General features: G+C 48.6%; 22 protein-coding genes. 2 read left to right on the top strand and 20 right to left on the bottom strand.

What is annotated here, in order from left to right; all coding sequences use genetic code 11:
* Positions 1 to 61: 61 nt before the first annotated feature.
* The 3 genes from AC1TPC_RS06010 to AC1TPC_RS06000 all read right to left on the bottom strand — a co-directional run bounded on the left by AC1TPC_RS06010 (position 62) and on the right by AC1TPC_RS06000 (position 3,001).
* A complete protein-coding gene (locus AC1TPC_RS06010; RefSeq protein WP_482065938.1) occupies positions 62 to 1,603 on the bottom strand; it encodes an MDR family MFS transporter in 1,542 nt (513 codons plus the stop codon).
* A gap of 69 nt (positions 1,604 to 1,672) precedes the next feature.
* A complete protein-coding gene (locus AC1TPC_RS06005) occupies positions 1,673 to 2,590 on the bottom strand; it encodes a helix-turn-helix transcriptional regulator (protein WP_482065937.1) in 918 nt (305 codons plus the stop codon).
* A gap of 3 nt (positions 2,591 to 2,593) precedes the next feature.
* Entirely contained in the window at positions 2,594 to 3,001 is a 408-nt protein-coding gene (locus AC1TPC_RS06000; protein ID WP_482065936.1) for a TerB family tellurite resistance protein, read from the bottom strand.
* Positions 3,002 to 3,140: 139 nt separating this feature from the next.
* On the opposite strand from AC1TPC_RS06000, the gene AC1TPC_RS05995 reads away from it, so the two are divergent.
* Positions 3,141 to 4,037: a YihY/virulence factor BrkB family protein gene (locus AC1TPC_RS05995; RefSeq protein ID WP_482065935.1), complete on the top strand. Its 897-nt coding sequence runs from the start codon at positions 3,141 to 3,143 to the stop codon at positions 4,035 to 4,037.
* Between the two features lie 123 nt (positions 4,038 to 4,160).
* On the opposite strand, the gene AC1TPC_RS05990 is transcribed toward AC1TPC_RS05995, so the two are convergent.
* The 11 genes from AC1TPC_RS05990 to nirB form a co-directional block, all read right to left on the bottom strand.
* The gene (locus AC1TPC_RS05990; protein ID WP_482065934.1) at positions 4,161 to 4,670 is read right to left on the bottom strand and encodes a hypothetical protein; all 510 of its coding nucleotides are present in this window, start codon (positions 4,668 to 4,670) and stop codon (positions 4,161 to 4,163) included.
* Positions 4,671 to 4,817: 147 nt separating this feature from the next.
* Positions 4,818 to 6,260: a bifunctional 2-methylcitrate dehydratase/aconitate hydratase gene (locus AC1TPC_RS05985; protein ID WP_482065933.1), complete on the bottom strand. Its 1,443-nt coding sequence runs from the start codon at positions 6,258 to 6,260 to the stop codon at positions 4,818 to 4,820.
* A 24-nt stretch (positions 6,261 to 6,284) separates the two neighbouring features.
* Positions 6,285 to 7,406 (bottom strand): bifunctional 2-methylcitrate synthase/citrate synthase, encoded by a 1,122-nt coding sequence (prpC, locus tag AC1TPC_RS05980; protein ID WP_482065932.1) that lies wholly within the window; start codon positions 7,404 to 7,406, stop codon positions 6,285 to 6,287.
* On the bottom strand, positions 7,396 to 8,295 hold the full coding sequence (gene prpB, locus AC1TPC_RS05975) for a methylisocitrate lyase (protein ID WP_482065931.1): 900 nt from the start codon (positions 8,293 to 8,295) through the stop codon (positions 7,396 to 7,398). The genes prpC and prpB overlap by 11 nt, the downstream gene beginning before the upstream one ends.
* Positions 8,296 to 8,310: 15 nt before the next feature.
* The gene (locus AC1TPC_RS05970; RefSeq protein WP_482065930.1) at positions 8,311 to 9,471 is read right to left on the bottom strand and encodes an acyl-CoA dehydrogenase family protein; all 1,161 of its coding nucleotides are present in this window, start codon (positions 9,469 to 9,471) and stop codon (positions 8,311 to 8,313) included.
* Positions 9,472 to 9,507: 36 nt separating this feature from the next.
* On the bottom strand, positions 9,508 to 10,359 hold the full coding sequence (locus tag AC1TPC_RS05965) for a 3-hydroxybutyryl-CoA dehydrogenase (protein WP_482065929.1): 852 nt from the start codon (positions 10,357 to 10,359) through the stop codon (positions 9,508 to 9,510).
* A gap of 16 nt (positions 10,360 to 10,375) precedes the next feature.
* The gene (locus AC1TPC_RS05960; protein WP_482065928.1) at positions 10,376 to 11,548 is read right to left on the bottom strand and encodes an acetyl-CoA C-acetyltransferase; all 1,173 of its coding nucleotides are present in this window, start codon (positions 11,546 to 11,548) and stop codon (positions 10,376 to 10,378) included.
* Positions 11,549 to 11,563: 15 nt separating this feature from the next.
* A complete protein-coding gene (locus AC1TPC_RS05955; protein ID WP_482065927.1) occupies positions 11,564 to 12,703 on the bottom strand; it encodes an acyl-CoA dehydrogenase family protein in 1,140 nt (379 codons plus the stop codon).
* Between the two features lie 251 nt (positions 12,704 to 12,954).
* Positions 12,955 to 14,526, bottom strand: a complete 1,572-nt coding sequence (locus tag AC1TPC_RS05950; protein ID WP_482065926.1) for an ABC-F family ATP-binding cassette domain-containing protein — start codon at positions 14,524 to 14,526, stop codon at positions 12,955 to 12,957.
* A 118-nt stretch (positions 14,527 to 14,644) separates the two neighbouring features.
* Entirely contained in the window at positions 14,645 to 16,780 is a 2,136-nt protein-coding gene (gene nasC / locus AC1TPC_RS05945; RefSeq protein WP_482065925.1) for an assimilatory nitrate reductase catalytic subunit NasC, read from the bottom strand.
* A complete protein-coding gene (gene nirB, locus AC1TPC_RS05940; RefSeq protein WP_482065924.1) occupies positions 16,768 to 18,915 on the bottom strand; it encodes a nitrite reductase large subunit NirB in 2,148 nt (715 codons plus the stop codon). Before nirB ends, nasC begins: the two co-directional genes overlap by 13 nt.
* 461 nt (positions 18,916 to 19,376) lie before the next feature.
* On the opposite strand from nirB, the gene AC1TPC_RS05935 reads away from it, so the two are divergent.
* Positions 19,377 to 20,618 carry a nitrate/nitrite transporter gene (locus tag AC1TPC_RS05935; protein WP_482065923.1) on the top strand — a complete coding sequence of 414 codons (1,242 nt, stop codon included), beginning with the start codon at positions 19,377 to 19,379 and terminating at the stop codon, positions 20,616 to 20,618.
* A 53-nt stretch (positions 20,619 to 20,671) separates the two neighbouring features.
* Here AC1TPC_RS05935 and nfsA read toward each other — a convergent pair whose 3' ends face one another.
* The 6 genes from nfsA to AC1TPC_RS05905 are packed head-to-tail and all read right to left on the bottom strand — an operon-like array spanning position 20,672 to position 23,591.
* A complete protein-coding gene (nfsA, locus tag AC1TPC_RS05930) occupies positions 20,672 to 21,430 on the bottom strand; it encodes an oxygen-insensitive NADPH nitroreductase (protein WP_482065922.1) in 759 nt (252 codons plus the stop codon).
* 45 nt (positions 21,431 to 21,475) lie between these two features.
* The gene (locus AC1TPC_RS05925; RefSeq protein WP_482065921.1) at positions 21,476 to 21,679 is read right to left on the bottom strand and encodes a CLC_0170 family protein; all 204 of its coding nucleotides are present in this window, start codon (positions 21,677 to 21,679) and stop codon (positions 21,476 to 21,478) included.
* Between the two features lie 37 nt (positions 21,680 to 21,716).
* On the bottom strand, positions 21,717 to 22,277 hold the full coding sequence (locus AC1TPC_RS05920; RefSeq protein WP_482065920.1) for a Ger(x)C family spore germination C-terminal domain-containing protein: 561 nt from the start codon (positions 22,275 to 22,277) through the stop codon (positions 21,717 to 21,719).
* Positions 22,278 to 22,298: 21 nt separating this feature from the next.
* Positions 22,299 to 22,721: a Ger(x)C family spore germination protein gene (locus AC1TPC_RS05915; RefSeq protein ID WP_482065919.1), complete on the bottom strand. Its 423-nt coding sequence runs from the start codon at positions 22,719 to 22,721 to the stop codon at positions 22,299 to 22,301.
* Positions 22,625 to 22,957 carry a hypothetical protein gene (locus tag AC1TPC_RS05910; protein ID WP_482065918.1) on the bottom strand — a complete coding sequence of 111 codons (333 nt, stop codon included), beginning with the start codon at positions 22,955 to 22,957 and terminating at the stop codon, positions 22,625 to 22,627. Before AC1TPC_RS05910 ends, AC1TPC_RS05915 begins: the two co-directional genes overlap by 97 nt.
* Complete coding sequence (locus tag AC1TPC_RS05905) at positions 22,926 to 23,591, bottom strand: GerAB/ArcD/ProY family transporter (protein WP_482065917.1); 666 nt, start codon at positions 23,589 to 23,591, stop codon at positions 22,926 to 22,928. Before AC1TPC_RS05905 ends, AC1TPC_RS05910 begins: the two co-directional genes overlap by 32 nt.
* Positions 23,592 to 23,609 lie beyond the last annotated feature (18 nt).

The raw sequence follows: 23,609 nt of genomic DNA, 5'->3' as shown, positions 1-23,609 counted from the left end.
CCATTCATCCATTTGGAAGAAGAAGGTTTCTTGCATAAGCAGCTATTAATACCACAATGCTCTAATGCGCGGATGAATATTCGGCTGTTTCCGCCGTTGCGTCAAGCTTCTTGCGACCCATGAAGAACGCTGAGAGCAATGCGAGCACGACCGGCACAATTGCCCAGGCAAAAGTGTAAGCGATTGAGCCTGAGAGCATGCTGGAGAAGCTATCAAGCAGGCCAGATGGAATGAGCGCCCGAGTATCCGGAGAAAGCAGCGCATGAGGGTCCTTGAAATCAAGTCCTTCCGGCAATCCCCCGCCCTCGCTGCCTTCAGCGGAATATAGCTTAGTCATTTTATTCGTGAAAAACTGGCTCTGAATGAGACCAAACGCTGTAATGCCAATGGTCATGCCAAGCGAGCGGATAAAATTAAGCGTTGCGCCTGCAGTTCCTCTCTGGCGGTACGATAAGCCATGAATGGCAGCATTGCTAAGTACGGAGAATGATGCGCCGATGCCTAAACCGATAAGCACCATATAGATGGTGACCGTCAATCGAGATGTTTCAGCGGAGATGGTGGCAACAAGCGCGATCCCGAGTGCTAAAATAGCGAGTGTTGGTATCATTATGTTTCGGTACGAAAATTTGTTCATGAGGCTTCCCCCAAGCGTTGCGGTAATGACTGATCCGACCATCATAGGCAGCAGCACAAGACCCGAATTTGTAGCAGAGCCGCCAAGCACTCCTTGAATGAAGATTGGAATGTAGACCGATGCCGCAATAAATGCCGCTCCACTAAATAGAGCTACTAGAATACTTGTCGTGTACAATCTGTTCTTGAACAGACCAAATGAGATGATGGGCTCCTCTGCTCTCTTCTCTGCCATAAGAAATGCGATTAGAAGGACGGCAAAGCCGGCGAATAAGGTTAAAATGATTGGCGATTGCCACGCGAATTGCTTGCCGCCAAGCTCTAGCGCGAACATGAGACAGACAATCGCTCCAATTAGCGTAAATGCCCCTAGCCAATCTATAGGCTGCTTGGAATGCTCATGCGATTCCTTGTAGAAAAAAGTGACCATCAGGAAGGAGAGCAATCCTAGTGGAAGATTAATATAGAAAATCCATTGCCAAGCGATATGGTCCGTAATATAGGCCCCGAGCAATGGACCGAAAATACTCGATAAGCCAAAGACGGCTCCGAATAGTCCGCCTAATTGCCCGCGTTTCTCTATGGGTACAGCATCAAACATGATCGTGAACGCAATCGGAATGAGCGCGCCTCCGCCGATGCCTTGTATAGCTCTGAAAATAGCAAGCTCGGTTATTGAATCCGCTAGGCCGCACAATACCGATCCAAGCATAAATACGATAATCCCAAATACGAAAAACTTCTTGCGCCCATACATATCAGACAGCTTGCCGAAAATAGGCATTCCCGCCATCTCTGCAACCATATAGGCCGAAGTGACCCAAATAAATTTGTCCATGCCTCCAAGCTCACCGACGATATTGCCCATTGCTGTCGCGACAATCGTGTTGTCCATGGACGCCATGAGAATTCCGAGCAGCAAGCCTCCGATTACGATGGAAAGGCTGCTTTTTTGATTTTGCTTCACTGATAAACACTCCTTTTGATTTCATTTAGCTTGTTATCAGTGTAATAAAAAAAGTATGACAGCTGAGTGTCATACTTCGGTATACCGTTTTAACATTTCTTCAATTGCCGTTTTTACCATATCTCGAAGCTCAGCCGGCTGAGCGACAACAACGCCGTCACCGAAGCTCAACAGGCTCGGAATGAGCCAACGCTTCACGGACCATGCATCCACTTCGAGCGTCATGGTAAGCGTGCCATCATCATTGAAGCTTTTCTCGGCGCTATAGAAGAAGTCCATTGCCCGTGCCAAGCATTCAACTGAAAAATGAAGCGTCGCATTTATTTTATTTTCTTGCTGTTGTCGATCAAAGGGGAGATTTCTATCGGGAAGCTGACTATGCTTCTGAAAGTATTCCGTTGAGACAAGCAAATTTGCCATTCGCGGCAGCTTAAATTCACGATAGTCTTTGCGTTCTCTGCAAAATCCGTATAAATACCAGGAGTCAAACTTATACAGCAGGCTGATCGGTTCTACGCAGCGCTCCTTCCTCTCGCTCTGCGCATTGACATACTCGAAACGGACGATTCGGCATTCCGTGATCGCTACCCTGAGCGTACGGAGTGAATCCTTGTAGGCTCCGCTCCCTCCAATGTCCATCGTCAAGCTTGGCGATGCATCACTGTGTTGAAGAGTTTGCAGCTTATGGATCGTTTCCAAAGCGCGTTCGTCATCGAAGACGGTCGACATGCTGTGAAGAATCGTAATGAGCGAGCTCACATCGTACGAGCCGAGCAAGCTTTTGTCCATTTTATACGATTCGATGATGCCATACCCGCCATTTACGCCCTGATAGGATACGACAGGAATTCCTGCTGCACAAATAGCATCGATATCGCGGTAGATCGTTCGTTGAGACACTTTGTATTTGTCTGCCAAAGCGGATGCCGAAAGCACCTCATTATTCAGCAGCATATAAATCATCGAGATTAATCGCTCCAGCTTCATCGGTTAAGGGTTCAAGATGAGCTTTAAGCCTTCGATTTTCAATTGATCCATTCGAATGACCCAGCTCTTCAATGTCTCAAAGGTTTCATCAGAAAAACCAAGCAGCTGCTTCATGTCATGCGTAATTTTTTTCTCATCGTCGTTGTAGTCTCCATCCGCAAATATAAGCAGCAAAATTTCTGCGAAAAAGATTTTTTTCACATGCTCATCCTTCAGGCCGCCGATAATATCCGAAAGCTTCTTCTCATTAGAGAAGTTGAAATCGGTTTGCTGGTAATCCATTTCTTCCATAAACGATTGCAAGTATCCTCTTTCTTTTTTGTGGACAAAACCATCGGCATTCGCTACGAGATGCGCGAGTTCCAGAAAAGATTCTTTATGTTCTTTGGATTGTAGAAAATGTAAAAACAATCGGTCCACTCCCTAGTTTCAAATATGTTTGACTATATTCTTATTCGACAGGTTGGGGATTTTTCCTACATTTTCGATCAACTTGTTTAGTAATCTTGCCTTTTTGTTTAATTTTAAAATAAAAGGATGGTGACTGCGTATGACGCGAATGTCTCAAACGCTGCAGTTTATAAAATGTCTATACAGCCGATTTCGCGAGGATGATGTTCCTGCGCTAGGCGCACAGCTGACCTATTATTTGATATTATCGTTTTTTCCGTTTCTTATTTTTATGGTTAGCCTGCTTAGCTTTATTGAGCTGTCAGGGGATAGCGTTGTAGGAGAGCTGATTCGCCTGCTCCCTTCCGATGCAAGCGATACGATTACCGGCATATTGGCGGAGGTCGTGGATAACAGCAGCGGGACGCTTCTCTCATTCGGTATGTTTGCTACGATCTGGTCGGCTTCAAACGGCATAAACGCGATGATTAAAGGGCTGAACAAGGCATACGACATTGAAGAGCAGCGTCCTTTCTGGAAGGTTCGCGGCATCTCGGTCATATCGACGATTTTTCTAGTTGTCGTGATCGTACTCGTCATGGTAATGCTTATTTTCGGAAAGGCAATCGGACACTATTTGTTCGAATGGCTGGGTTATCCTGGAGGCTTTCAATGGTCATGGAGCGTTCTAAAATATGTGATTCCTATTGCAGCTATGATCGGCGCGTTTACTTTGCTTTACTGGATTGTACCAAGCAGGCGTCTCAGCTTCAGAGAGGTGCTGCCGGGTGCTGTCTTTGCAACCTTCGGCTGGATTGTGACATCGCTGCTATTCCAGTTTTATATGAACAGCTTCGGCAACTATTCGAAAACTTACGGCAGCCTGGGAGGCATGATCATTCTATTGATCTGGCTCTATATCAGCTCGAATATCATTATGCTCGGCGGTGAGATCAATGCCACGCTTGCCTCAGCAAAATCTCGAATCCCCCATTTGAAATCTGCACGTCATAGCTTTCGGCTGCAGCCGAATAAAAGCAAAACGATTCATTCATAATGGTTTTGTGCTTGTCACGGCTTTGCGGACTAAAGGATCATTACGTACGAAAAAAAGGGTAAGATGCCAACAGCGCTGGCTTCTTACCCTTTTTGGATTACTGAATTGCGGTTTTGCCTATTATTAAGGGACGTATTGCTGCACGATCTGAACGATTTCCCCATCCTTTAAGGTCATATGATAAGGGAAGCTTTTTATATCCAAGTCATCTTCCGTTTCCAATAGCTCGACGAATTTTTCAACGGTAATCGGCTCATTCCAGACAATATCGGCTTCGTTCACATTACCTGTGCGGTTGTAGATTTGCATGAGAACCTTCGCATCATCTGCTATTGGCCATTCATGAAGGGCATCATCTTCATCAATGATGTAATAGCCGTCCGGTGGACCATCAAGACCCGAATCCGATTCAAGCTCTAAAAATTTATCGACAGCTTGCTCGCCCTCGTACCAATCGATTTGATCGATGGACAGCGTGTATTGATTATTTTGCTTCTGCACACTATCGATATAGCCCGTTTCCAAATCCGGCGTTTGCTCTACCGGCTTATAATCACGGCCTCCCGTCGGCGCAAAGCTAAAGGCCGTGAGACAAGCTATCGCAACAACCGCGATCATTGCATTTTTTTTCATAGCGCTGACGCTCCTTTTATTTATGGTGTATATTTTTATTCGTCTTACCTATAGAATATAACGTTTTCTGGGTGCAATAAGTTACAGAATAGCTACAAAAATATATTTGTAAAAAAAAGAAAAACCTGCGCTCTCGCAGGCATTCACTCATATGACAAACAGGTTCACAAACCGGTTCACGGGAGTCGATTCCAGCGTCTGCTGATCCCGGCATTGCTCAATGATATGCTGCGTTTGCTTAACGGGAAAACGGGTTCTCAGATTGGATTCGAATTTGCGCTGCAGAAGCGGGATTGCTTCAACACGCCTTCTCCTATGACCGATCGGATATTCGATCTCTTTCTTCTCCGAGGATGTACCATCCGTGAAAAATAGCTGAATCGCATTCGCGATCGAGCGTTTACCGGGGTCTAGGTAATCCTGCGAATAGGATGGTTGCTCGGCCGTAATCATCTTAAGGCGGAGCTCATCAATTCGCGGGTCTTGCGCAGCCTCTTGTTCATAATGATCGGCTGTCAAATTGCCGAATAGCAGTCCGATTGCAACCATGTATTGCAGGCAATGGTCGCGATCCGCCGGATTATGGAGCGGCCCCGTCTTATCAATAATGCGCAGCGCTGACTCATGCGTGGTGAGAACGATTTTGTCAATTTCATGCAGTCTATCCTTAACTAAAGGGTGAAGAGAAATGGCGCATTCGACTGCCGTTTGACCATGGAATTCTGCTGGAAATGCGATTTTGAACAGTACATTTTCCATTACGTACGAATCAAAGCTTCGCTTGAAGGAAAAGGGCCTCCCTTTATACAGCACATCATAGAACCCCCATCCCGGCGCAGTCAGCGCGGAAGGATACCCCATTTCGCCTTGCACGGCCATGAGCGCAAGCCGAACAGCCCGGCTTGTCGCATCGCCAGCAGCCCATGACTTTCGCGTCCCGGTATTAGGCGAATGCCGGTAGGTGCGAAGCGGATGGCCGTCGATCCAAGCCTGCGATACGGCTGCGACAATCTCATCCTGCGTTCCTCCGAGCATGGCGGTCACAACTGCCGTCGATGCGACCTTGACGAGAATTACATGATCGAGCCCAACGCGATTGAAGCTATTCTCGAGGGCAAGAATACCTTGGATTTCATGAGCTTTAATCATCGCAGTGAGTACATCGCGCATCGTTAAAGGTGGTTTTCCCTCGGCGATGTTCGTTCTGCTTATATAATCTGCGACAGCAAGAATGCCGCCTAAATTATCGGATGGATGGCCCCATTCCGCTGCGAGCCATGTATCGTTATAGTCGAGCCAGCGAATCATGCAGCCAATGTTGAATGCGGCAGTGATCGGATCAAGCTGGAAATCGGTGCCGGGTACGCGTGCCCCATTCGGCACGAATGTCCCCTTGACGATTGGACCCAGAAGCTTCGTGCACTCCGGATAACGCAGCGCGAGCAAACCGCAGCCGAGCGTGTCCATGAGGCAATATCTAGCTGTCTCGTATGCTTCTTCGCTATCGATTAAGTAATTAGCGGCATATTTTGCGATATCAACAAGCACTTGATCGGGATCGGGCCTGTTGTTGCTGATAGGCGTTGACATGGGCAGCTTCTCCTCCCCTTCTCGTTACGCTCGATCATTAATGGAAGCCCACGGCTCCTGTTCCGGCCCGTTGTAATCGGCACTTGGTCGAATGAGACGGTTATTGGCCCGCTGCTCAATGATATGCGCAGACCAGCCGCTCAAACGCGAGATAACAAAGATTGGCGTGAACAAGGAAGTTGGAATGCCCATTAATCGATATGCCGATGCGCTGTAGAAATCCAAATTCGGAAAGAGCTTTTTCTCCTGCTGCAAGATCTGCTCAATTCGCTCCGATATGTGATACAGCGTCATATCTCCTGCAGCCTCAGAGAGCTTCTTCGACCACGTTTTGATCAAATCCGATCTCGGATCGGAGACCGAATATACGCGATGACCAAAGCCCATAATTAATTTTTTGTCCATCAGCAGCTGCATAACACCGCTTTCGGCTTCGCTTGGGCCTCGGAATTGTTCAATTAATTCCATAGCTGCCTCGTTTGCGCCGCCGTGAAGATTGCCGCGCAGCGTGCCGATACCGGTTGTAACTGACGAGTATATATCGGACAAGGTGGACGTCGTCACGCGTGCTGCGAAAGTGGAAGCGTTAAACTCATGCTCCGCGTACAAGATGAGAGAGACGTCCATCGCCCTCTCGTGAAGCTCGTTTGACCTATGCCCATGCAGCAGCTGGAGAAAATGTCCGGCAATGCTGTCGCTATCCGTTGCTGTATCGATCCTGCTTCCATTTCTGTGGTAATGATGCCAGTACAGCAGTACGGAAGCGCAGCTTGCGATCAGACGATCGGCAATTTCATATTGATTATGCTGCGTGGTCTCAGGCTCAAAGGCCGCAAGAGCTGAAACGCCTGTACGGAGTACGTCCATCGGATGCGTGCTTCCAGGCAGCTGTTCCAATATCGTGAGCAAGCCAGCCGGCAGACTACGCAGCTGCTGCAGCTTTTGCTTATATTGCTGCAATTCCTTATGATCCGGGAGCTTTCCGTAAATGAGCAAATAAGCGGTTTCCTCAAAAGTGCCATAGCCTGCAAGATCTTCAATCGAATAGCCGCGATAAGTTAGCCCCTTTCCTTCCTTGCCAACGGTAGAAATCGCTGTAACCCCGGCAATGACTTCCGCAAGCCCGCCCGGTTTTTTAGTCGCCATCGCTTGACTCCTCCTTTCGGCTTCCGTATAACTGATCCAGCTTATTCTCATAGCTGAAATAATCTAGAAAGTCATAGAGCTCCGCACGCGTCTGCATATGGCTTACCACATTCTTTTGCGTCCCCTCGCGCCGGATCGTCTCATAAACGAGCAAAGCAGCTGCGTTCATTGCGCGAAAGGCCGATAACGGATAAAGAGCCAAGCTGACGCCCGCCTTCTCAAGCTCCTCAATCGTGAATAGCGGCGTCTGGCCGAACTCGGTAATGTTGGCGATGACGGGAACCTTTACAGCGTCTGCGAACGCCTGGTAATCTTCAAGCCTAGTGACGGCCTCAGGGAATATCATGTCCGCCCCTGCTTCGACACAGGCACAGGCTCTTTCGATCGCGGATTCCAATCCCTCAACCGCGAGAGCATCCGTGCGAGCCATAATGACAAACTGCGAGTCCGATCTTGCGTCTGCGGCAGCTTTGATGCGGTCCACCATCTCCCCCTTGCTGACGATGGATTTATTAGGGCGGTGCCCGCAGCGTTTGGCCATAATTTGATCCTCGATATGAACGCCGGCTGCTCCGGCGCGATTCATTTCCTTGATGGCGCGGGCAATTTGGAAGGCTCCGCCAAAGCCGGTATCCACATCTGCGAGCAGCGGCAGCTCCGTTGCGCTCGTGATCCTTCTTACCTCCTCCAAACAATCGTGAAGCGTCGTGATGCCAAGGTCAGGCAGCCCAAAGGACGCATTTGCGACGCCTGCGCCAGATAAATATATGGCACGAAATCCGACTCGTTCCGCCAGTATGGCCGAATAGGCATGAATTGTGCCAGCGACTTGCAGGGGCTTTTCGTCGATAAGCGCCTCGCGTAGACGCTGCCCCGGGGATACACCCATTCTGCCACCGCCTTTTCAATATAAATTGAATGATTTAAGCAATTGGCCGCTGATTACGATTCTGTGAATTTCGTTGGTACCCTCGTAAATTTGAGTAACCTTGGCATCGCGAAAGAGCCTTTCTGCTGACAACTCCTTCTTACAGCCCTCTACTCCGAGCAGTTGCACCGCCGCGCCCGTTACCGCAACAGCCGTATCGGATGCGAACATTTTTGCAATGGATGCTTCCTTCGTACAAGGGAGTCCTTCTTGGCGCAAATATGCAGCATGATAGACGAGCAGTCGCGCCGCTTCTACCTGAGCGGTCAGATCGGCAAGTTTAGCATGCAGATGCAGCGGCGGCTTGCCGCGCCTCATCACTGATTGTGCGATGAACGGATGGTATCGACTATTCAGCACCTCAAGCGCTGCTTGTGCAATGCCGAGTGCTTGCGCCCCAATGCCGATTCTACCGCCGTCAAGCGAGCCCTTCGCGATGGCAAATCCTTTTCCTTCCTCACCAAGCCGTTGCGAAACCGGCACCTTCATCTGATCAAAAATCAATTCACAGGTGCTGGAGCCATGCAGTCCCATCTTCTTTTCTTTTCTGCCAATCGTAAGTCCGAGCGAATCTCGCTCAATAATAAATGCGGTAATACCGCGAGCGCCCTTAGTCGAATCTGTTGCCGCAAAGGTGACATAGATGTCCGCTGCGCCGGCATTCGTAATAAATACCTTCGTCCCGTTCAAAATATAATGATCTCCGACCCGGACGGCCGAAGTTCGTATGGAGGAAGCATCCGATCCGGCGTGGGGCTCGGTTAAAGCGAAAGCGCCTAAGCTCTCGCCAGACGCAAGCCTGCTCACAAATTTTGCAAGTTGCTCCTGCGTGCCGTATTGCAAAATCGGGAACGTGCCCACGGATGTATGAACGGATAAAATGACGCCTATCGTCGCGCTTACTTTCGAAATCTCGTTAATCGCAACGATATACGAAATAAAGTCGCCGCCAGCGCCGCCCCATATCTTCGGAATGGGAATGCCCATTAATCCGTGCTGAGCCATCTTCGTCACCAATAAGCTTGGAAATTCATCGTTTTGTTCCATCATCGGCACAACCGGGGCAATCTCTGTCTCCGCAAAATGTCGGACCGCTCTCTGCAGCTCTTCTTGTACCTGCGTATACCGGAGCTCCACTGCCCTGCACCCCTTTCCGAAAAACGAACCCCGCCTTCAATCGTAAATGTAAAAACCGCGTCCCGTCTTGCATCCCAGCCAGCCGGCCTGCACATATTTCCGCAGCAGCGGACAAGGTCTATATTTAGAGTCGCCAAACCCATCATGCAGCGTTTCCATAATGGCTAAGCAAGTATCCAGTCCAATGAAATCAGCCAGCGCGAGCGGCCCCATCGGATGATTCATGCCAAGCCTCATCACTTGGTCCACAGCTTCCAACTCTGCTACTCCCTCATAAACGGTGAAAATGGCTTCATTAATCATCGGCATCAAAATGCGGTTAGAGACGAAGCCAGGAAAGTCATTTACCGCTACAGGCAATTTGCCTATGGCGATTGAAAGCTCTTTTATCCTATTGAAGGTTTCATCCGATGTCGCTAGCCCTCGAATGATCTCGACGAGCGGCATCACGGGAACTGGATTCATGAAATGCATGCCGATAACGAGCTGCGGCCGATTCGTAGAGGCTGCCATATCGGTAATGGATAAGGAAGATGTATTGGTCGCCAAAATCGTATTAGCGGCGCAAATCTGATCCAGCCGATTAAATAAGTCTTTCTTCATGTCCATACGCTCTGGCGCAGCTTCAATGACAAGCTCAGCTAGAGCAGCGCTATCAATTACCGTTGAAGCAGCAAGGTTGCCAAGCGTCAACACTCGCTCCTCCTCGGTTATTTTTCCCTTAGAGACAAGTCTAGATAATGAAGCTTCGATTGAGGAAATGCCGCGATTAACAGCAAAATTGTCGATATCGTAAAGAGTTACCTGACGCCCGCTTTGAGCAAGCGTCTGTGCGATTCCGCTGCCCATTTGCCCCGCGCCTATTACCGTAATTGTTCGAAAATCCATCCCAATCACCTCTGTTTCAGCCATCCACCTGAATCAGTACCGCATCGCCTTGTGCGCCTCCGCTGCAAATTGCAGCAATGCCAAGACCGCCGCCGCGCCGCTGCAATTCAATCATTAATGTAAGCACAATTCTTGCGCCGCTAGCCCCAATCGGGTGGCCTAGCGCAATTGCGCCTCCATTTACGTTGACCTTCTCCGCGTCCCAGCCGAGCAGCCTGCCGCATGTTGGAATGACGGAAGCAAAGGCTTCATTTACTTCAAATAAATCGATGTCCGTAATCGATAGCCCCGTCTTCCGCAAAAGCTTCTCGATGGCGAGGACGGGTGCGGTAGCGAGATAAGGAGCTTCCGTCCCGATCGCGCTATGTGCGATGATTTTGGCAATTGGCTTGTATCCGCCTCGCAGCGCCTCTTCATTTGAAATCAATACCAAAGCTGCGGCCCCGTCATTTATGCCGGGAGCATTTCCTGCAGTGATCGAACCGCTGAAACCGTTCAGCGGCTTAAGCTGCGCCAGCTTCTCGCCATCCGTATCGGAGCGCGGACTCTCATCCGTACTGAGAATAGCGTTTGCAGGAGTCGAGTACGGAATGATTTCCTCATCGAACAGATGACTCCGAATAGCCGAGCTCGCACGATTATGGCTTCTTAACGCCCACTCGTCCTGCTCGGTACGGCTTATGCCAAATTCTGCTGCGATAGCATTGGCATGTACAGCCATTTGCACATTGTGGAATGGACAGAGCAGACCATCGTTGATTAAGAGATCCGTCAGCTGCGAATGGCCGAGCCGACTTCCCCACCTTGCTGTCTGAATAGCAAACGGCGCTTGGCTCATGCTCTCCATACCGCCAGCCACAATCGTATCGGCCTCTTCGGCGCGTATCATTTGATCCGCCAAGGTGATGGCCCGCAGCCCGGAGGCACATACTTTATTGATTGTTTCCGAGGGAACGCTCCAACCGATACCCGCTAGTCTTGCAGCCTGCCGAGCTGGATTTTGCCCGCAGCCCGCTTGGAGAACCATGCCCATGATGACACCATCCACCTCATCGGCAGCTATCCCGCAGTATTCTATAGCCGCCTTAATCGACGCTGCCCCAAGCTCGACAGCCTTAACGTCCTTGAACATGCCGCCGAATTTGCCAAATGCCGTTCTTTTCCCGCCGACAATGACCGTTTGACGCATGGTGGAATCGCCTCCCTATTCCGTCAGCATGCGGTAGAACAAATCCGTCTCCATACCGCCGGTGCCCACCTCGGTTTCCAAGCATTTGGCATCTCTCAAAAACCGTTCCATCCGGTATTCCTGCATATACCCGTAGCCGCCAAATATCTGTATAGCCTCAATGGCTGCATGAACCGCCGTTTCTGCCGCAAATTTGCGGGCTATCGCCGCTTCTCTGCTGCAGCTTAATTGCTCATCCCTGCGCCATGCTGCCTGATAGGCGAGCAGACGAGCAGCTTCGATCTTGGCTGACATGTCCGCCAGCTTAAAGGAGATGCCCTGCTGCTTGCCAATCAGCAGTCCGAATTGCTTGCGCTCCTTCGCATAGGCTGCGGCGGCCTCCAGCGCCCCCTGCGCAATGCCTACGGCTTGCGCTGCAGAGCTGATATGGCCGATATCGATCAGCGAGGAAGCTATTTCTTGCCCTTGTCCGGCTTTTCCTATTCTATGATCAGCTGAAATGACACATTCTTCGAAATGGATTTCCGCGGTCATAAAGGAGCGCAAGCCAAGCTTGCGCACTTTATTTCCGATCTTAAATCCAGGCGTACCCTGTTCGACTAGAAATGCGCTGTACGTAGATTTCCCCGAGCCAGAGGGTGATTGGGCAAATAGAACGCAGCGATCTGCGATCTCCGCTTGAACGGCAAAGGAATGTGCGCCGTTTAGCTCCCAGCTTCCTCCTCTCTTGCTAGCGAGAATGGTGTAGTCCGCTCTTTCTTTGTTCTTATCTGCTATTGGCAGCGCACATGCTCCAAACCTAGCACCGCTTGCCAGCTCTTTAAGAAATAGTTGTTTGGCTGCCTCGTTGCCAAAAGCAAAGATAGGCCAAGCTGCATAGACGGTATGCGTAGCTAACGCAGCTGACGTAGATGCGCAAACACGCGACAGCTCTTCCAGCACAATGGCATAGGTCAGCCAATCACTTCCAGCACCGCCATAAGCCTCGCCGATTGGGATGCCAGTCAGGCCGAGTTCTCCCATCCGTCCAAATAGCGATCGATCAAAAAGCTCATTAGCATCCCGTTCCTCCGCGCCCTTTGCAACCTCGCTTTCTGCAAATTCCCGAATGACCGACCTTGTCAGCTCCAGCTCCTCGGATAAGCAAAATTGCATCTCCCTCCCCCTCTCACGGCAGGCAAAGTGTGGTGGACAAAGTTCGACGGTATCCGCATCTATCGTAGTATATGAATGCGGCCACCTCAAAAATGACTTCACCGGTCAGTTAATAAAGCGCATCATTCCAATTAAATCCCATTATTAGGAAAACAAAAGAAGCCAACCTTTGCAGGCTGGCTTCTTGTAGACTTCTTATTTAAGTTGAACGGTAAACATAAGGATTCTTATTGCTTATACTTCATCTGTGCTTATACATTTTGTTGTGAAATTTCTCCGCCTTGCTCAAAAGTAAGCAGCTTCGTCGCGATTTTGTCGATGAAGAACCGGTCATGGCTGACCGTAACGACGGCCCCGGGAAAATGGATCAAAGCCTGCTCCATGACCTGGATGCTTGTCAGATCAAGATGGTTAGTAGGCTCATCCAGCACGATAATCTCCGCACCCGACAGCAGACATTTGGCAAGTGCGACCCGTGCCTGTTGGCCGCCAGACAGGCTTCCGATCACCTTGTGAAGATCAGCCTCCGAGAACTGAAGCATCGACAGAAATTTATTCACTTTCTTTCGCGGAGCATCAAGGCCAAGACCATAAACGTTAACGGCATGGCTTACCGTATCCTTCTGATCGAGCTCGTCCCACATTCGATTGAAATAAGCGAAATTAACCCCTTTGCTAAATCGTACCACACCCGAATCCGCCAACTCTTGCCCAGTAAGCACCTTAATGAGCGTGGACTTGCCGCTGCCGTTCGAACCGATTATGGCAATGCGGTCCTCCTTCTGAATGTCAAAGCTTACATTTTGGAAAATGCCGCGCTCACCATAGCTCTTGCTAATCGCTTCCACTTGGCACAGCTGGTCAGGGAAGCGCAAATTTTCATAAATATCGGTTATGAGAACATTAACCGGATTGGGCTCTACACGCTTCTTCATATCAGCCAGCTTGCGCGACAGCCGATCTTTGGAGGATTTTCTCTGCGACTTATTGTCGATCTCCTCCGCTTCCATCAGCAGAAGCTCCTCTTCCCATTCAAACTGCCGGTCCAGCTCCTTCTTGCGCAGCTTTTTTTTGCGAATATAATCGGTATAATTGCCTTCATATTCTTGAAAACGATAGTTTTCAATTTCAATTGTGCGGGTAACCACCCGGTCGATAAACTGCCGATCATGAGAAATAAGCACCATCGTGCCGTTAAAGCGATGCAGCCATTGCTCAAGCCAGGTCAATCCTTCTATGTCCAAAAAGTTCGTCGGCTCATCGAGCAGGACGACATCAGGCAGCTCAATCAGCATTTTGGCTAATGCGGCACGGTTGCGCCAGCCTCCGGATAGCTGATCGACCGGCTGCATGCGGGAATGCTCATCGAACCCAAGCTTAGTCAGTACCGTATCGATCTCGACAGCCGCGTTCCAGCCATCATGATGCTCCATTTGCTCAAACAGCTCCGCTTGGCGATCAAGCAAACGGTTCATTTCACCATCATCGGCAGCCGTGCCTAGCTTCTCACCAATTTCAGCCAGCTCACGCTCAATGCTCCAAATATGCTCATAGCACAGCTCAACTTCCTGCTGAACAGATCGGCTGCCGCTCAGCTCTGAGAACTGGGAGAAATAACTGACCTTGACCTGCGGATCTACCTCTACTTTTCCCGCCGTAGGTACTTCCCTGCCGAGAATGAGCTTAAATACTGTCGATTTACCGGCACCGTTCCGTCCTATGAGACCGATCCGTTCCCCTTTGCTTATACGAAAATAAATATCGCGAAAAATAAGAGTATCCTCATATTTTTTCGTTACGTTTTCGAGTCGAATCACGCTCATGCCTATCACCTCTGTATATGGTTGTAAACCACGCGCGACCTTCATGTCAAGCCTGACGCAACAAAGGACCGCATGGCTGCTTCATGGAAGCTCATAACGATCCTTGTTCTTTCAACTCTTATTTCCGCAATCGGAGAGGGCTAATCGCTACAGACGATGTTTTGAAGCCAGGCATTTTGCAATTGGGATCAAGCTCTGGACTTGTCGCTTTATTGACGTTCTGTACGCCTCCCCAGTGCATGGGCACGAATAGCGTGTCCTCCCTTATTTTATCGGTGATTCGGCTTCGTACGTTAAAGCTGCCCCTAAGCGAGGTAACCTCCACCCATTCGCCATCCTCAATGCGGTGCTTCTGAGCTGTCTTTGGATGAATTTCAATATAATTTTCAATATTTCGTGCAGCTAATGAAGGGCTTCTGCGCGTTTGGACGCCTGTCAAATAATGCGAAAGCACCCTTCCATTCGTCATCGTAAGCGGAAATTCATCGCTAGGCGTCTCCTGCGGAAGCCGACTGGCAACAGGCATAAAAATCGCTCTTCCATCCGAATGGGCAAAAGCTTTCTCGAACATCATGCCTTCGTTGCCATCCTCCTCGGTCGATGTACATGGCCAATAGACACCTCCCTCACGCCTCAAGCGATCATATGTTATGCCGTAATAGTCTGCTATTCCACCGCGGCTTGCAAGTCTAAGCTCCTCAAAAATTTGCTCGGCGGATTCAAAAGAGAAATACTGCTGTTTTCCCATTCCTTCGGCTATTTGGCACAAAACAGCCCAGTCATGCCTTGTCTCTCCTGGCGGAGCTATCGTAGATTCCCGCAAGAGCACGCGGCCTTCCAAATTAGTCAACGTGCCGTCATTTTCCAAATACGCCGTGACCGGCAGCACGACATCCGCGAGTCTAGCCGTCTCAGACAAGAACATGTCCGCAACGACTAAGAAATCTAGCCCCTGCAAACCTTCCTCGACTAAATTGGCATTTGGATTCGATACGATCGGATTCGAGCCCATCACGAACAAGGAACGGATCACGCGTTGATGCACAAGCTCCATCATTTCATAGGCGGATACCCCTTTGCGCGGCAGCTCCTTCGGATCTATTCCCCATACACCGGCAACATAAGCCCGGTCCTGTTCGTCTTCAATATTTCGGTAGCCGGGCAGCTGATCGCTCTTTTGTCCGTGCTCTCTACCGCCTTGCCCGTTGCCTTGCCCGGTTACAGCGCCGTAGCCGCAGCCAGGCTTGCCGACTTTGCCCGCAGCGAGTACGAGGTTTAGGAAGTTCCGTACCGCCACATGGCCGTCCGTTTGCTGCTCAACGCCTCTCGCCGTGAAAATAATGCCGGTTTCCGCTTGCCCATAAGCCATTCCGGCTTTACGAATTCCAGCTCCATCCAAGCCCGTTAAGTTCGCCACTTCATCTAACTGAATAGTAGACAAGTGCTCCTTCAATTCAGCAAACCCATTTGTACGATTTGCAATGAACGCTTCGTCCATCAGCTTCTCGTCCAGCAACACCTTAAGCAAACCATTGGCAAGTGCTGCATCCGTGCCGGGCTTCAACTGCAAATGGATATCGGCAATTGCAGCCGTAGCTGTAACTCTCGGATCAATGACGATGATGACGGCTCCATTTTCTTTGGCTTTGTTGAAATAAGGCATTAAGGTCGGCTGGCATTCGGCAATATTCGTTCCCGCCAAAATAATGCAGCGAGCAAGCGGAATGTCGGATAATCGGCAGGTTAGTCCACGGTCGATGCCAAAGGTTTTGTTGCCTGCTGACGCTGCAGCCGACATGCAGAACCGGCCGTTATAATCGATATGCTTCGTTCCAAGCGCTACTCTTGCAAACTTGCCTAGCAGATAGGCGCTCTCGTTCGTTAGCGATCCCCCGCCGTATACTCCTAGAGAATCGGGGCCATGCTCGTCGCTAATGGCTTGAAATTTACTGCTAATCGCAAGCATTGCCTCCTCCCATGATGCAGGGACAAGCTGACCATTCATTCTTACCAATGGCTGAAGAAGACGCTCCGAGCTTGCCGCATGCTGATGAGCGTTCATCCCCTTCACGCATAAGCGTCCTTCTGAAGCGGCATTCGGTATACCTTCAATCACATATGAAGGCCTGCTCGAGCCAAGAACAGGCAGCTCTTTCGTGATGCGCATCTTGCACTGCACGCTGCAAAACGGACATTGCGTATCCATAACATAGCTTGTTTCCTTAACGATAGGAGCATTTATCATTTGACGCATATGCTCTCACCAAGCCCTTCCACACTTTGTTTCACTAAGGTAGCTGCCTGAGCTCTGCCGGTTAGCTCCATTTGGCAGCTGCTATCCAATAGCATTTCTCTCATTTCGATGATTCCTGCTCGCTCCAGCCACTTCCAAACCGGTTCGTCATATTCGGCATTTTCTCTATAAAGCTGAAGACAAGCTACCGATATCGTTAAAGCAAGTGCATCGGTCTCTGCTATTGCGATTAGCTGACCCTGCTTAACCGGATGCTCGGCATGCCCGCCAGCATAGATTTCCCAGCCCGCCGGCGCCCCTGTAATCCCGATATCGGAAACGAGTACGCCTGCAGGTTGATGAATGCTGGACGTGATAGCTGCTTTTACTGGTGCTGGAAAAGGCAAGCTTGCGCAGCTGCTTTGGAGATCTTGCCCAAGCGACAATGAATCAAATGGTTCGCAGCTGCCATCTTTTTTGACTGGATTTATAGGGATCACGGCTACACTGAACCCATAATCCACTTCGATATTCCTCTCTTGAATGGCAGTATGCGGATGATATAAGACTGAATAATAGTTCAACGCTGATGAGCAAACCGGGCAGCCGGACTGTTTTTTCCAGCCCAATTCTGCCTTTATTTCATGAAGGGTGGATTGTAAATCACCTTTAATGGCTTCCTTGAGCAATTCATGACTAACATCCGTGCAGCCGCAAATAGGCGGAGCTGCAGCTTTAACACTTTCCTTGCCACGACTAAGCGCATATTGCACGATCGCTGCTACCATCGGCCTGCAGCCGCCGCAGGAGCTCGAAGCCTTCGTTTGGTCACGTACCTGGTCGGTCGTTTGCAGGCCATCTTGGGTGACCGCGCTCATGATGGTACATTTCTGGACAGCGTTACAGGCGCATACTGTCTCTCTTTCAGGCATCATTTCAGCTAATCGATCAAGCTCGTTTGTGCCCCCCGTGCTAGAAGGTCGGTTAAGCTCCGATATCGATGCTCCTCTTTTCACGAGGTCGAGCAAGGAGGTTCCTTCCGCTGTATCACCAAACAAAATCGCTCCGCGAACCGTTCCTTCTTTCATCGTCACTTTTTTGTAGGTTCCACGAATACCGTCATACTGCTGGATTGCAGTCTCTGCTTCCTCTTGGCGAATTTCCCCAACCGAAAAAACCTCGACACCTGAAACCTTGAGCTGTGCATAAGGAACAGAACCAAGGTAGGGCTCTGATTTCTGTCCGCAAATGCTTCTCGCCAGCACCTTTCCTTGCTCATACAGCGGTGCAACTAAGCCATAGGCGACACTTCGATGCTCCGCGCATTCTCCAACCGCATATATATGAGGCTTGCTCGTTCTCATATAATCGTCGACTATGATTGCTCTATTGGTTTCGATCCCGCTCTTTTTGGCAAGCTCGGCGTTAGGACGAATTCCGACGGAAATGACGATCAAATCAGCCTCTAATGTGGTTCCATTCGTGAAGCGGATGCCTTTGGCGCGATTTAAGCCGAATATGCTATCCGTTTCCTTGCTCAGCCAAAATCGCATTCCCTGCTCTTCCAATTCCTTGCGAAGCATGTCTGCTGACATGTGATCGAGCTGTCGATTCATCAAATAAGGCGCATTGTGAATAACATCCGTCTCCATGCCGAGATTCAGGAGGCCCCTCGCAGCTTCGAGTCCCAACAAGCCGCCGCCGATGACTGCGGCCTTCTTGTATTTTTTCGCATAATCCATCATCGTCCTGCAATCGTCAATGTTGCGGAATGAGATGACGCCAGACTTATGAATACCTGCTATTGGCGGAATAAAGGCTGATGAGCCTGTTGCAATAATCAGGTGATCATAATCGGCACGAATGCCGGATACGGTCGTCACATATTGAGAATCCGAATGAATGCAGGCGACTGTCTCACCCGTATATAGTCGAATTCCATTTTCCTCATACCATGACCAATCATTGATCACAATGCTTTCAATAGAGGAATCTCCCTGAAGCACCTTTGACAATAAAATACGGTTATAGTTCGGATGAGGCTCATTTCCAAATACGGTGATTTGAAATTTGTCCGGCGCAAGCTTTATGATTTCATCGACACATTTGATTCCTGCCATCCCATTGCCTATCACAACTAATTTCTCTCTGCTCATCTATGTTCACATCCACTTTTGCAATTTCCTAGTTCGTTAACGATCCGAACCGAACCTCCTGCCCAGCTGAAGCGCCCGCCCCTCCAGCGAATGATTTGAGTAAAAATGAACATAAAAAGCCCTTTCCCGCATACAGGGAAAAGGCATCATTGCCGCAAGAGTCAGCACGCCACTGTGCTGTACTCATTCTATTATGTATAGATTAGTTCATGTTGATTTACATGTCAATATATATAACGCACACTTTGTAATTTCACGTTAAAAAATTTATGTGTAATGTATATTGACATATACATTACGCGAACCTATAATTCGAGTTGGGGGGTTACAGTGTATGTGATCCAATAAATAAGAGGTCGCACAATGATGTGCTGCCATGGCAATGAAGCCGCTTTTCGTTCCTTTACATGGACGGATTGCGGCTTTTTAGGTTGATTACATTAGAAAAGGGAGAGATTGGGATGGAGAGAAAAGGATTTTGGCAAAGCGGGCATAAGCCCACCCTATTCAGCGCATTTTTGTATTTTGACATTAGTTTTATGATTTGGGTGTTGATCGGTCCTCTGAGTGTTATTATTGCGGCTGATTATCCGATGGATCCTGTACAAAAAGCAAATCTTGTCGCATTACCTATATTAGGGGGATCGATATTAAGGTTAGTGTTAGGTTTCATGACAGATTACATCGGGCCAAAACGTACCGCACAATTCGGAATGCTCTTTACGCTTGTTCCATTAATTATGGGCTGGAAATTCGTACATTCCTTGGATCAGCTTTATATTGTGGCGCTTTTGCTTGGCGTTGCCGGAGCTTCCTTCGCTGCAGCCTTGCCGCTAGCCAGCCAGTGGTATTCCAAGGAGCATCAAGGTCTTGCAATGGGAATAGCCGGCGCAGGCAACAGCGGTACTGTTATTACAACCTTGTTTGCTAACCGTCTTGCACAGCACTATGGAAGCTGGGAATTGGTTTTTGGCCTTGCCATTATTCCAATCGTTCTCGTATTTATTATTTTCACGATCTTTGCCAAAAATAGTCCGAATCGCCCTGCGCCAAAGAAGCTTTCGCATTATGCACAAGTATTGAAACAAGGCGACGCATGGGTATTCTGCGCTTTCTACTGCGTAACCTTTGGCGGATTTGTTGGTCTCGCCAACTATTTGACCATCTTTTTCAATACGCAGTATGGATTATCGCCGGTCAGAGCTGCCGATTTCACTACCTTCTGTGTCATCGCAGGCAGCTTCTTTAGACCAGTCGGCGGCTATCTCTCCGATCGTATTGGCGGCACAAGAATGCTTACCATCCTTTACGCGGTCGCTGCCTTAATGCTTGCAGCTGTATCTTCCTTGCCCGCACTGCCAGTCGTTATCTCGCTGCTCTTCATCGGCATGATGTGTCTTGGCGCAGGAAACGGCTCAGTGTTCCAGCTTGTGCCGCAGCGCTTTGGCAGCGAGCTTGGCCTCATGACTGGCATTATCGGGGCTGCTGGCGGCTTAGGCGGCTATGCTCTCCCTCTTATTCTTGGAAAGCTTTATAAGTCCACTGGCTCGTACACATCAGGCTTCCTCATTTTAAGCTTCTTGACGATATGCTCACTCGTCTTATTGACGGTCATGCAGTCGAAATGGAAAAATAAATGGATGGCTAAAGGCGGCAAAGCACGTTTAGAGCCTGTCGCTGAAGCAGCACAAGTTAGCGCGTAACCTGAAGCTGCACAACTAGAAGAGCCTCATATCCTTAGAATAAGCTGCATGGCTTACTCTAAGGGTATTTTTTTGTCGTTTAAAAATCTTTTCATATACAGCCGTTTCGGATTTTGAAGCAGCTTCGTCATCGCTTCCGTCCATCGATCGCTCCGCGCTCCATTCGTCCTTTCCGTATAGTAGCTTGAGATTTCTTTATCATAGCCTTGCAATTGTTCGACCAGCTGTTCTTTAACCTGATTATATCCATCCTCATGATATACGCTGGCAAGCGGCAGCCTTGGTTTAAGGTCGGATAGATTCGCGGGATGACCAACGCTAAGTCCGAATAACGGGATAACCCGGTTTGGCGTCTGAAGCAGCTCTGCAACGTCATCCAGTTTATTTCGCAGACCTCCTATGTAGCAGATGCCTAGACCCATAGATTCTGCGGCAATTACAGCATTTTGCGCAGCAAGCGCCGTATCGATAACCCCGATCATGAACATTTCGGTGGAATTCAGCGTTTGCTCGATTTGAGCGGTTGTTGCCCCTTCCAGCTCAGCAGACAATTCCAAGCGATGCAAATCTAAGCAAAACACAAAAAAATGCCCGTTTTTGGCAACATAAGTTTGGTTTCCTGAAAGCTCAGCGAGCTTCTCCTTCTTCGCTTCATCCTTAATGCCGATAATCGTATAGGCTTGCACGTAGCTTGACGTAGCTGCAGCTTGCGCGCTTTGCACGATTAGTTGAATTTGCTCATTCGTAAGCGGCGTGTCCGTATAGGAACGAATAGAGCGGTGGTTTAGCAGTGTTTGGATCGTATCGTTCATCGAGCATTCCTCCTTTTTTCGTTTCATTATGACAGGTATTACTATTTATTTCAGCACCATTTCCCATATAATCAAGAGAATCCCGATTATAATATTAAACCAGCCGATAAATCGAGATACTTTGTATTCCTTGCTTAGTCCCTCTATTTTAAATGGTTTGACATCGATTAGCATAATGAGCAATCCGGTTGTGATCAATAGTAAAACAGCGTAATTGTGATAACTGATTGTATACCCATCGCCAATCATATTCGAACAGCCCCCTCCAACTCACCCGAGCAAGACATTATTTGGCCTTCATTCCAATATGGCGCAGCTTCATCGATACATGAACATCAAATTTGCTTTTCTTGTACATTTCGCGCCATCCTTCGGTCGTTTTTATATGTTTGTTCCAATAATCCGATTTTGTTGCTCTTACATATTCTCCGAATCCGAATATATCGGACCCTTTACTTTGCGTTTTTTTAATAATATCCGTATAAAATTTTGCAGACACCGCTTCCTGCTTCTGTTCAATTGTCCTTAGCACTTGAGGATCATTAAACTGTATATTCTCGCTAAGTTTTTCCTCCATGTTTAGCTCAACGGCAATGCCTATTGTAAAATGAGGAACATTGTCTTTAATTTGAACCTGAATTTTTGATTTGCGATGTGTTGTATTGGTCATTATCGTACTTCCATCAAGTTGGATGAACACCCGATAGCCCGCAGGATTTACGCCTTTAATTCCTAAATATCCGGCTATTTCAAGCGGCTTCGTTGCGCCAACCATCTTATCGCCGACGAAATAGGCAAGGCTATTAATTTCAACATTTTGTTCCTTCTTCATGACAACATAGGGCAAAAATCCCTCCTGCCCTTTCTTTTATACGTTGCTCCAGAATATGCCGATATAATCTTTGGGAAATTTCCCCATTCTAATCCCTTCATCAAGGGTAGACATCAAATAGAGAGTAGGAACTCTCTCCAGCTTAGGAGCGGCTTTCATGAACTTGATGGCTTGTCCTTTTGAAATCATAAGCCAAGCCATTCTACGAACTTCTGGATTGCGGCGAAAATAATCATCCACATTTCTCATTCCTTTTCTGGCCAATGCCTCAGAGACAACGATGACGCGTAAATGACCAAAAAAGAGTCTGCTGGAAACCTGCTGCTGCAAATTCATAATGGCATCGTCGATACTGTGACCGACTATATCAATGACCCATACCGTTTGACTGGATGAACCATTCGCGCTTCCGCTTTCGCCTGGTCCGAGCGGTATTCTGCCAGGAAGCGCGATTTGCACGGCTGCACAATCAATCCCTTATTCGGTGCAGGGATGGAGCCATCCACATGTGAAACGTCATCCTCTCCTTCTTCTTCTTCTTCTTTTTTATCTGGATCAGCGATGTCAATGGACACGCCTAATACGACTGCGCGCTCTTCGATTTCAAGTCGGTCCCAACAGCCAGTCAACAGTGGCATAAGTATGAAAAAGCAGCATAGCCCTTTAACGGTTTTGATCCATTTCTTTGTCACCATTATGATTGCCTCTCTTCTTGCGAAGGATAGATATGAGCAGCAACAGACCATGATAGCCTATCGTAATGTATAAACCGAATCGACCGACCGTCTCAATAATTTCATACATTTGCACAATGTTTTGCGGCAGCATCGCCATGACGAACACGATTGGCAATAAAAAATAGGAAAATAGTTTGTGCTCTCGTATACGAAACAGCTTGCTTATCGAATAAATCGTAAGGAAATAGCTGGAGAAAAGGGTCGTAAATACGGCAGTTACCCATACGGCTAGAAACGCGGCATCAAGTCGCTCCAATATATTTGCCGGCAACGACGTCGCTTTAGCAAGCTCCAATGTTGGCCATAGCAGCTGCTTGATCTCTTCCGCTCCAAAGACACTCACCGCCGCAACAACGATAACGATATACAGCCCTCCTGTAATGATCATTCCCAACACGCTTGCTGTCATCGCTTTCTCTGGTCTTTTCATCGAAGGAATAACGGCTGTTAATACAAAGGATCCTTGGAATAGAGCGGCTACCGTAAGCGAACCCGTCAACATTCCTTTAGGCTCATTTCCCCAAATGGGAAGCAAATTAATAACGTCGGCATTTTTCTGAGAGTGGTGAGAAACGGCTTTTTTTATGGCCAAAATTCCTTAGCGTTGTAA

It is taken from the genome of Paenibacillus sp. Y280, assembly GCF_056786335.1.
The sequence above is the reverse complement of the archived record's forward strand: the minus strand, read 5'-3'. Positions and strand labels throughout refer to the sequence as shown.

Coding starts and splice junctions, on each gene's coding strand:
- AC1TPC_RS06005 (WP_482065937.1), bottom strand. CDS start 2,590: ATGAAGCTGGAGCGATTAATCTCGATGATTTATATGCTGCTGAATAAT.
- AC1TPC_RS05995 (WP_482065935.1), top strand. CDS start 3,141: ATGACGCGAATGTCTCAAACGCTGCAGTTTATAAAATGTCTATACAGC.
- AC1TPC_RS05990 (WP_482065934.1), bottom strand. CDS start 4,670: ATGAAAAAAAATGCAATGATCGCGGTTGTTGCGATAGCTTGTCTCACG.
- AC1TPC_RS05985 (WP_482065933.1), bottom strand. CDS start 6,260: ATGTCAACGCCTATCAGCAACAACAGGCCCGATCCCGATCAAGTGCTT.
- prpC (WP_482065932.1), bottom strand. CDS start 7,406: ATGGCGACTAAAAAACCGGGCGGGCTTGCGGAAGTCATTGCCGGGGTT.
- prpB (WP_482065931.1), bottom strand. CDS start 8,295: ATGGGTGTATCCCCGGGGCAGCGTCTACGCGAGGCGCTTATCGACGAA.
- AC1TPC_RS05965 (WP_482065929.1), bottom strand. CDS start 10,359: ATGGATTTTCGAACAATTACGGTAATAGGCGCGGGGCAAATGGGCAGC.
- AC1TPC_RS05960 (WP_482065928.1), bottom strand. CDS start 11,548: ATGCGTCAAACGGTCATTGTCGGCGGGAAAAGAACGGCATTTGGCAAA.
- AC1TPC_RS05955 (WP_482065927.1), bottom strand. CDS start 12,703: ATGCAATTTTGCTTATCCGAGGAGCTGGAGCTGACAAGGTCGGTCATT.
- AC1TPC_RS05950 (WP_482065926.1), bottom strand. CDS start 14,526: ATGAGCGTGATTCGACTCGAAAACGTAACGAAAAAATATGAGGATACT.
- nasC (WP_482065925.1), bottom strand. CDS start 16,780: ATGCGTCAAATGATAAATGCTCCTATCGTTAAGGAAACAAGCTATGTT.
- nirB (WP_482065924.1), bottom strand. CDS start 18,915: ATGAGCAGAGAGAAATTAGTTGTGATAGGCAATGGGATGGCAGGAATC.
- AC1TPC_RS05935 (WP_482065923.1), top strand. CDS start 19,377: ATGGAGAGAAAAGGATTTTGGCAAAGCGGGCATAAGCCCACCCTATTC.
- nfsA (WP_482065922.1), bottom strand. CDS start 21,430: ATGAACGATACGATCCAAACACTGCTAAACCACCGCTCTATTCGTTCC.
- AC1TPC_RS05925 (WP_482065921.1), bottom strand. CDS start 21,679: ATGATTGGCGATGGGTATACAATCAGTTATCACAATTACGCTGTTTTA.
- AC1TPC_RS05910 (WP_482065918.1), bottom strand. CDS start 22,957: ATGGTGACAAAGAAATGGATCAAAACCGTTAAAGGGCTATGCTGCTTT.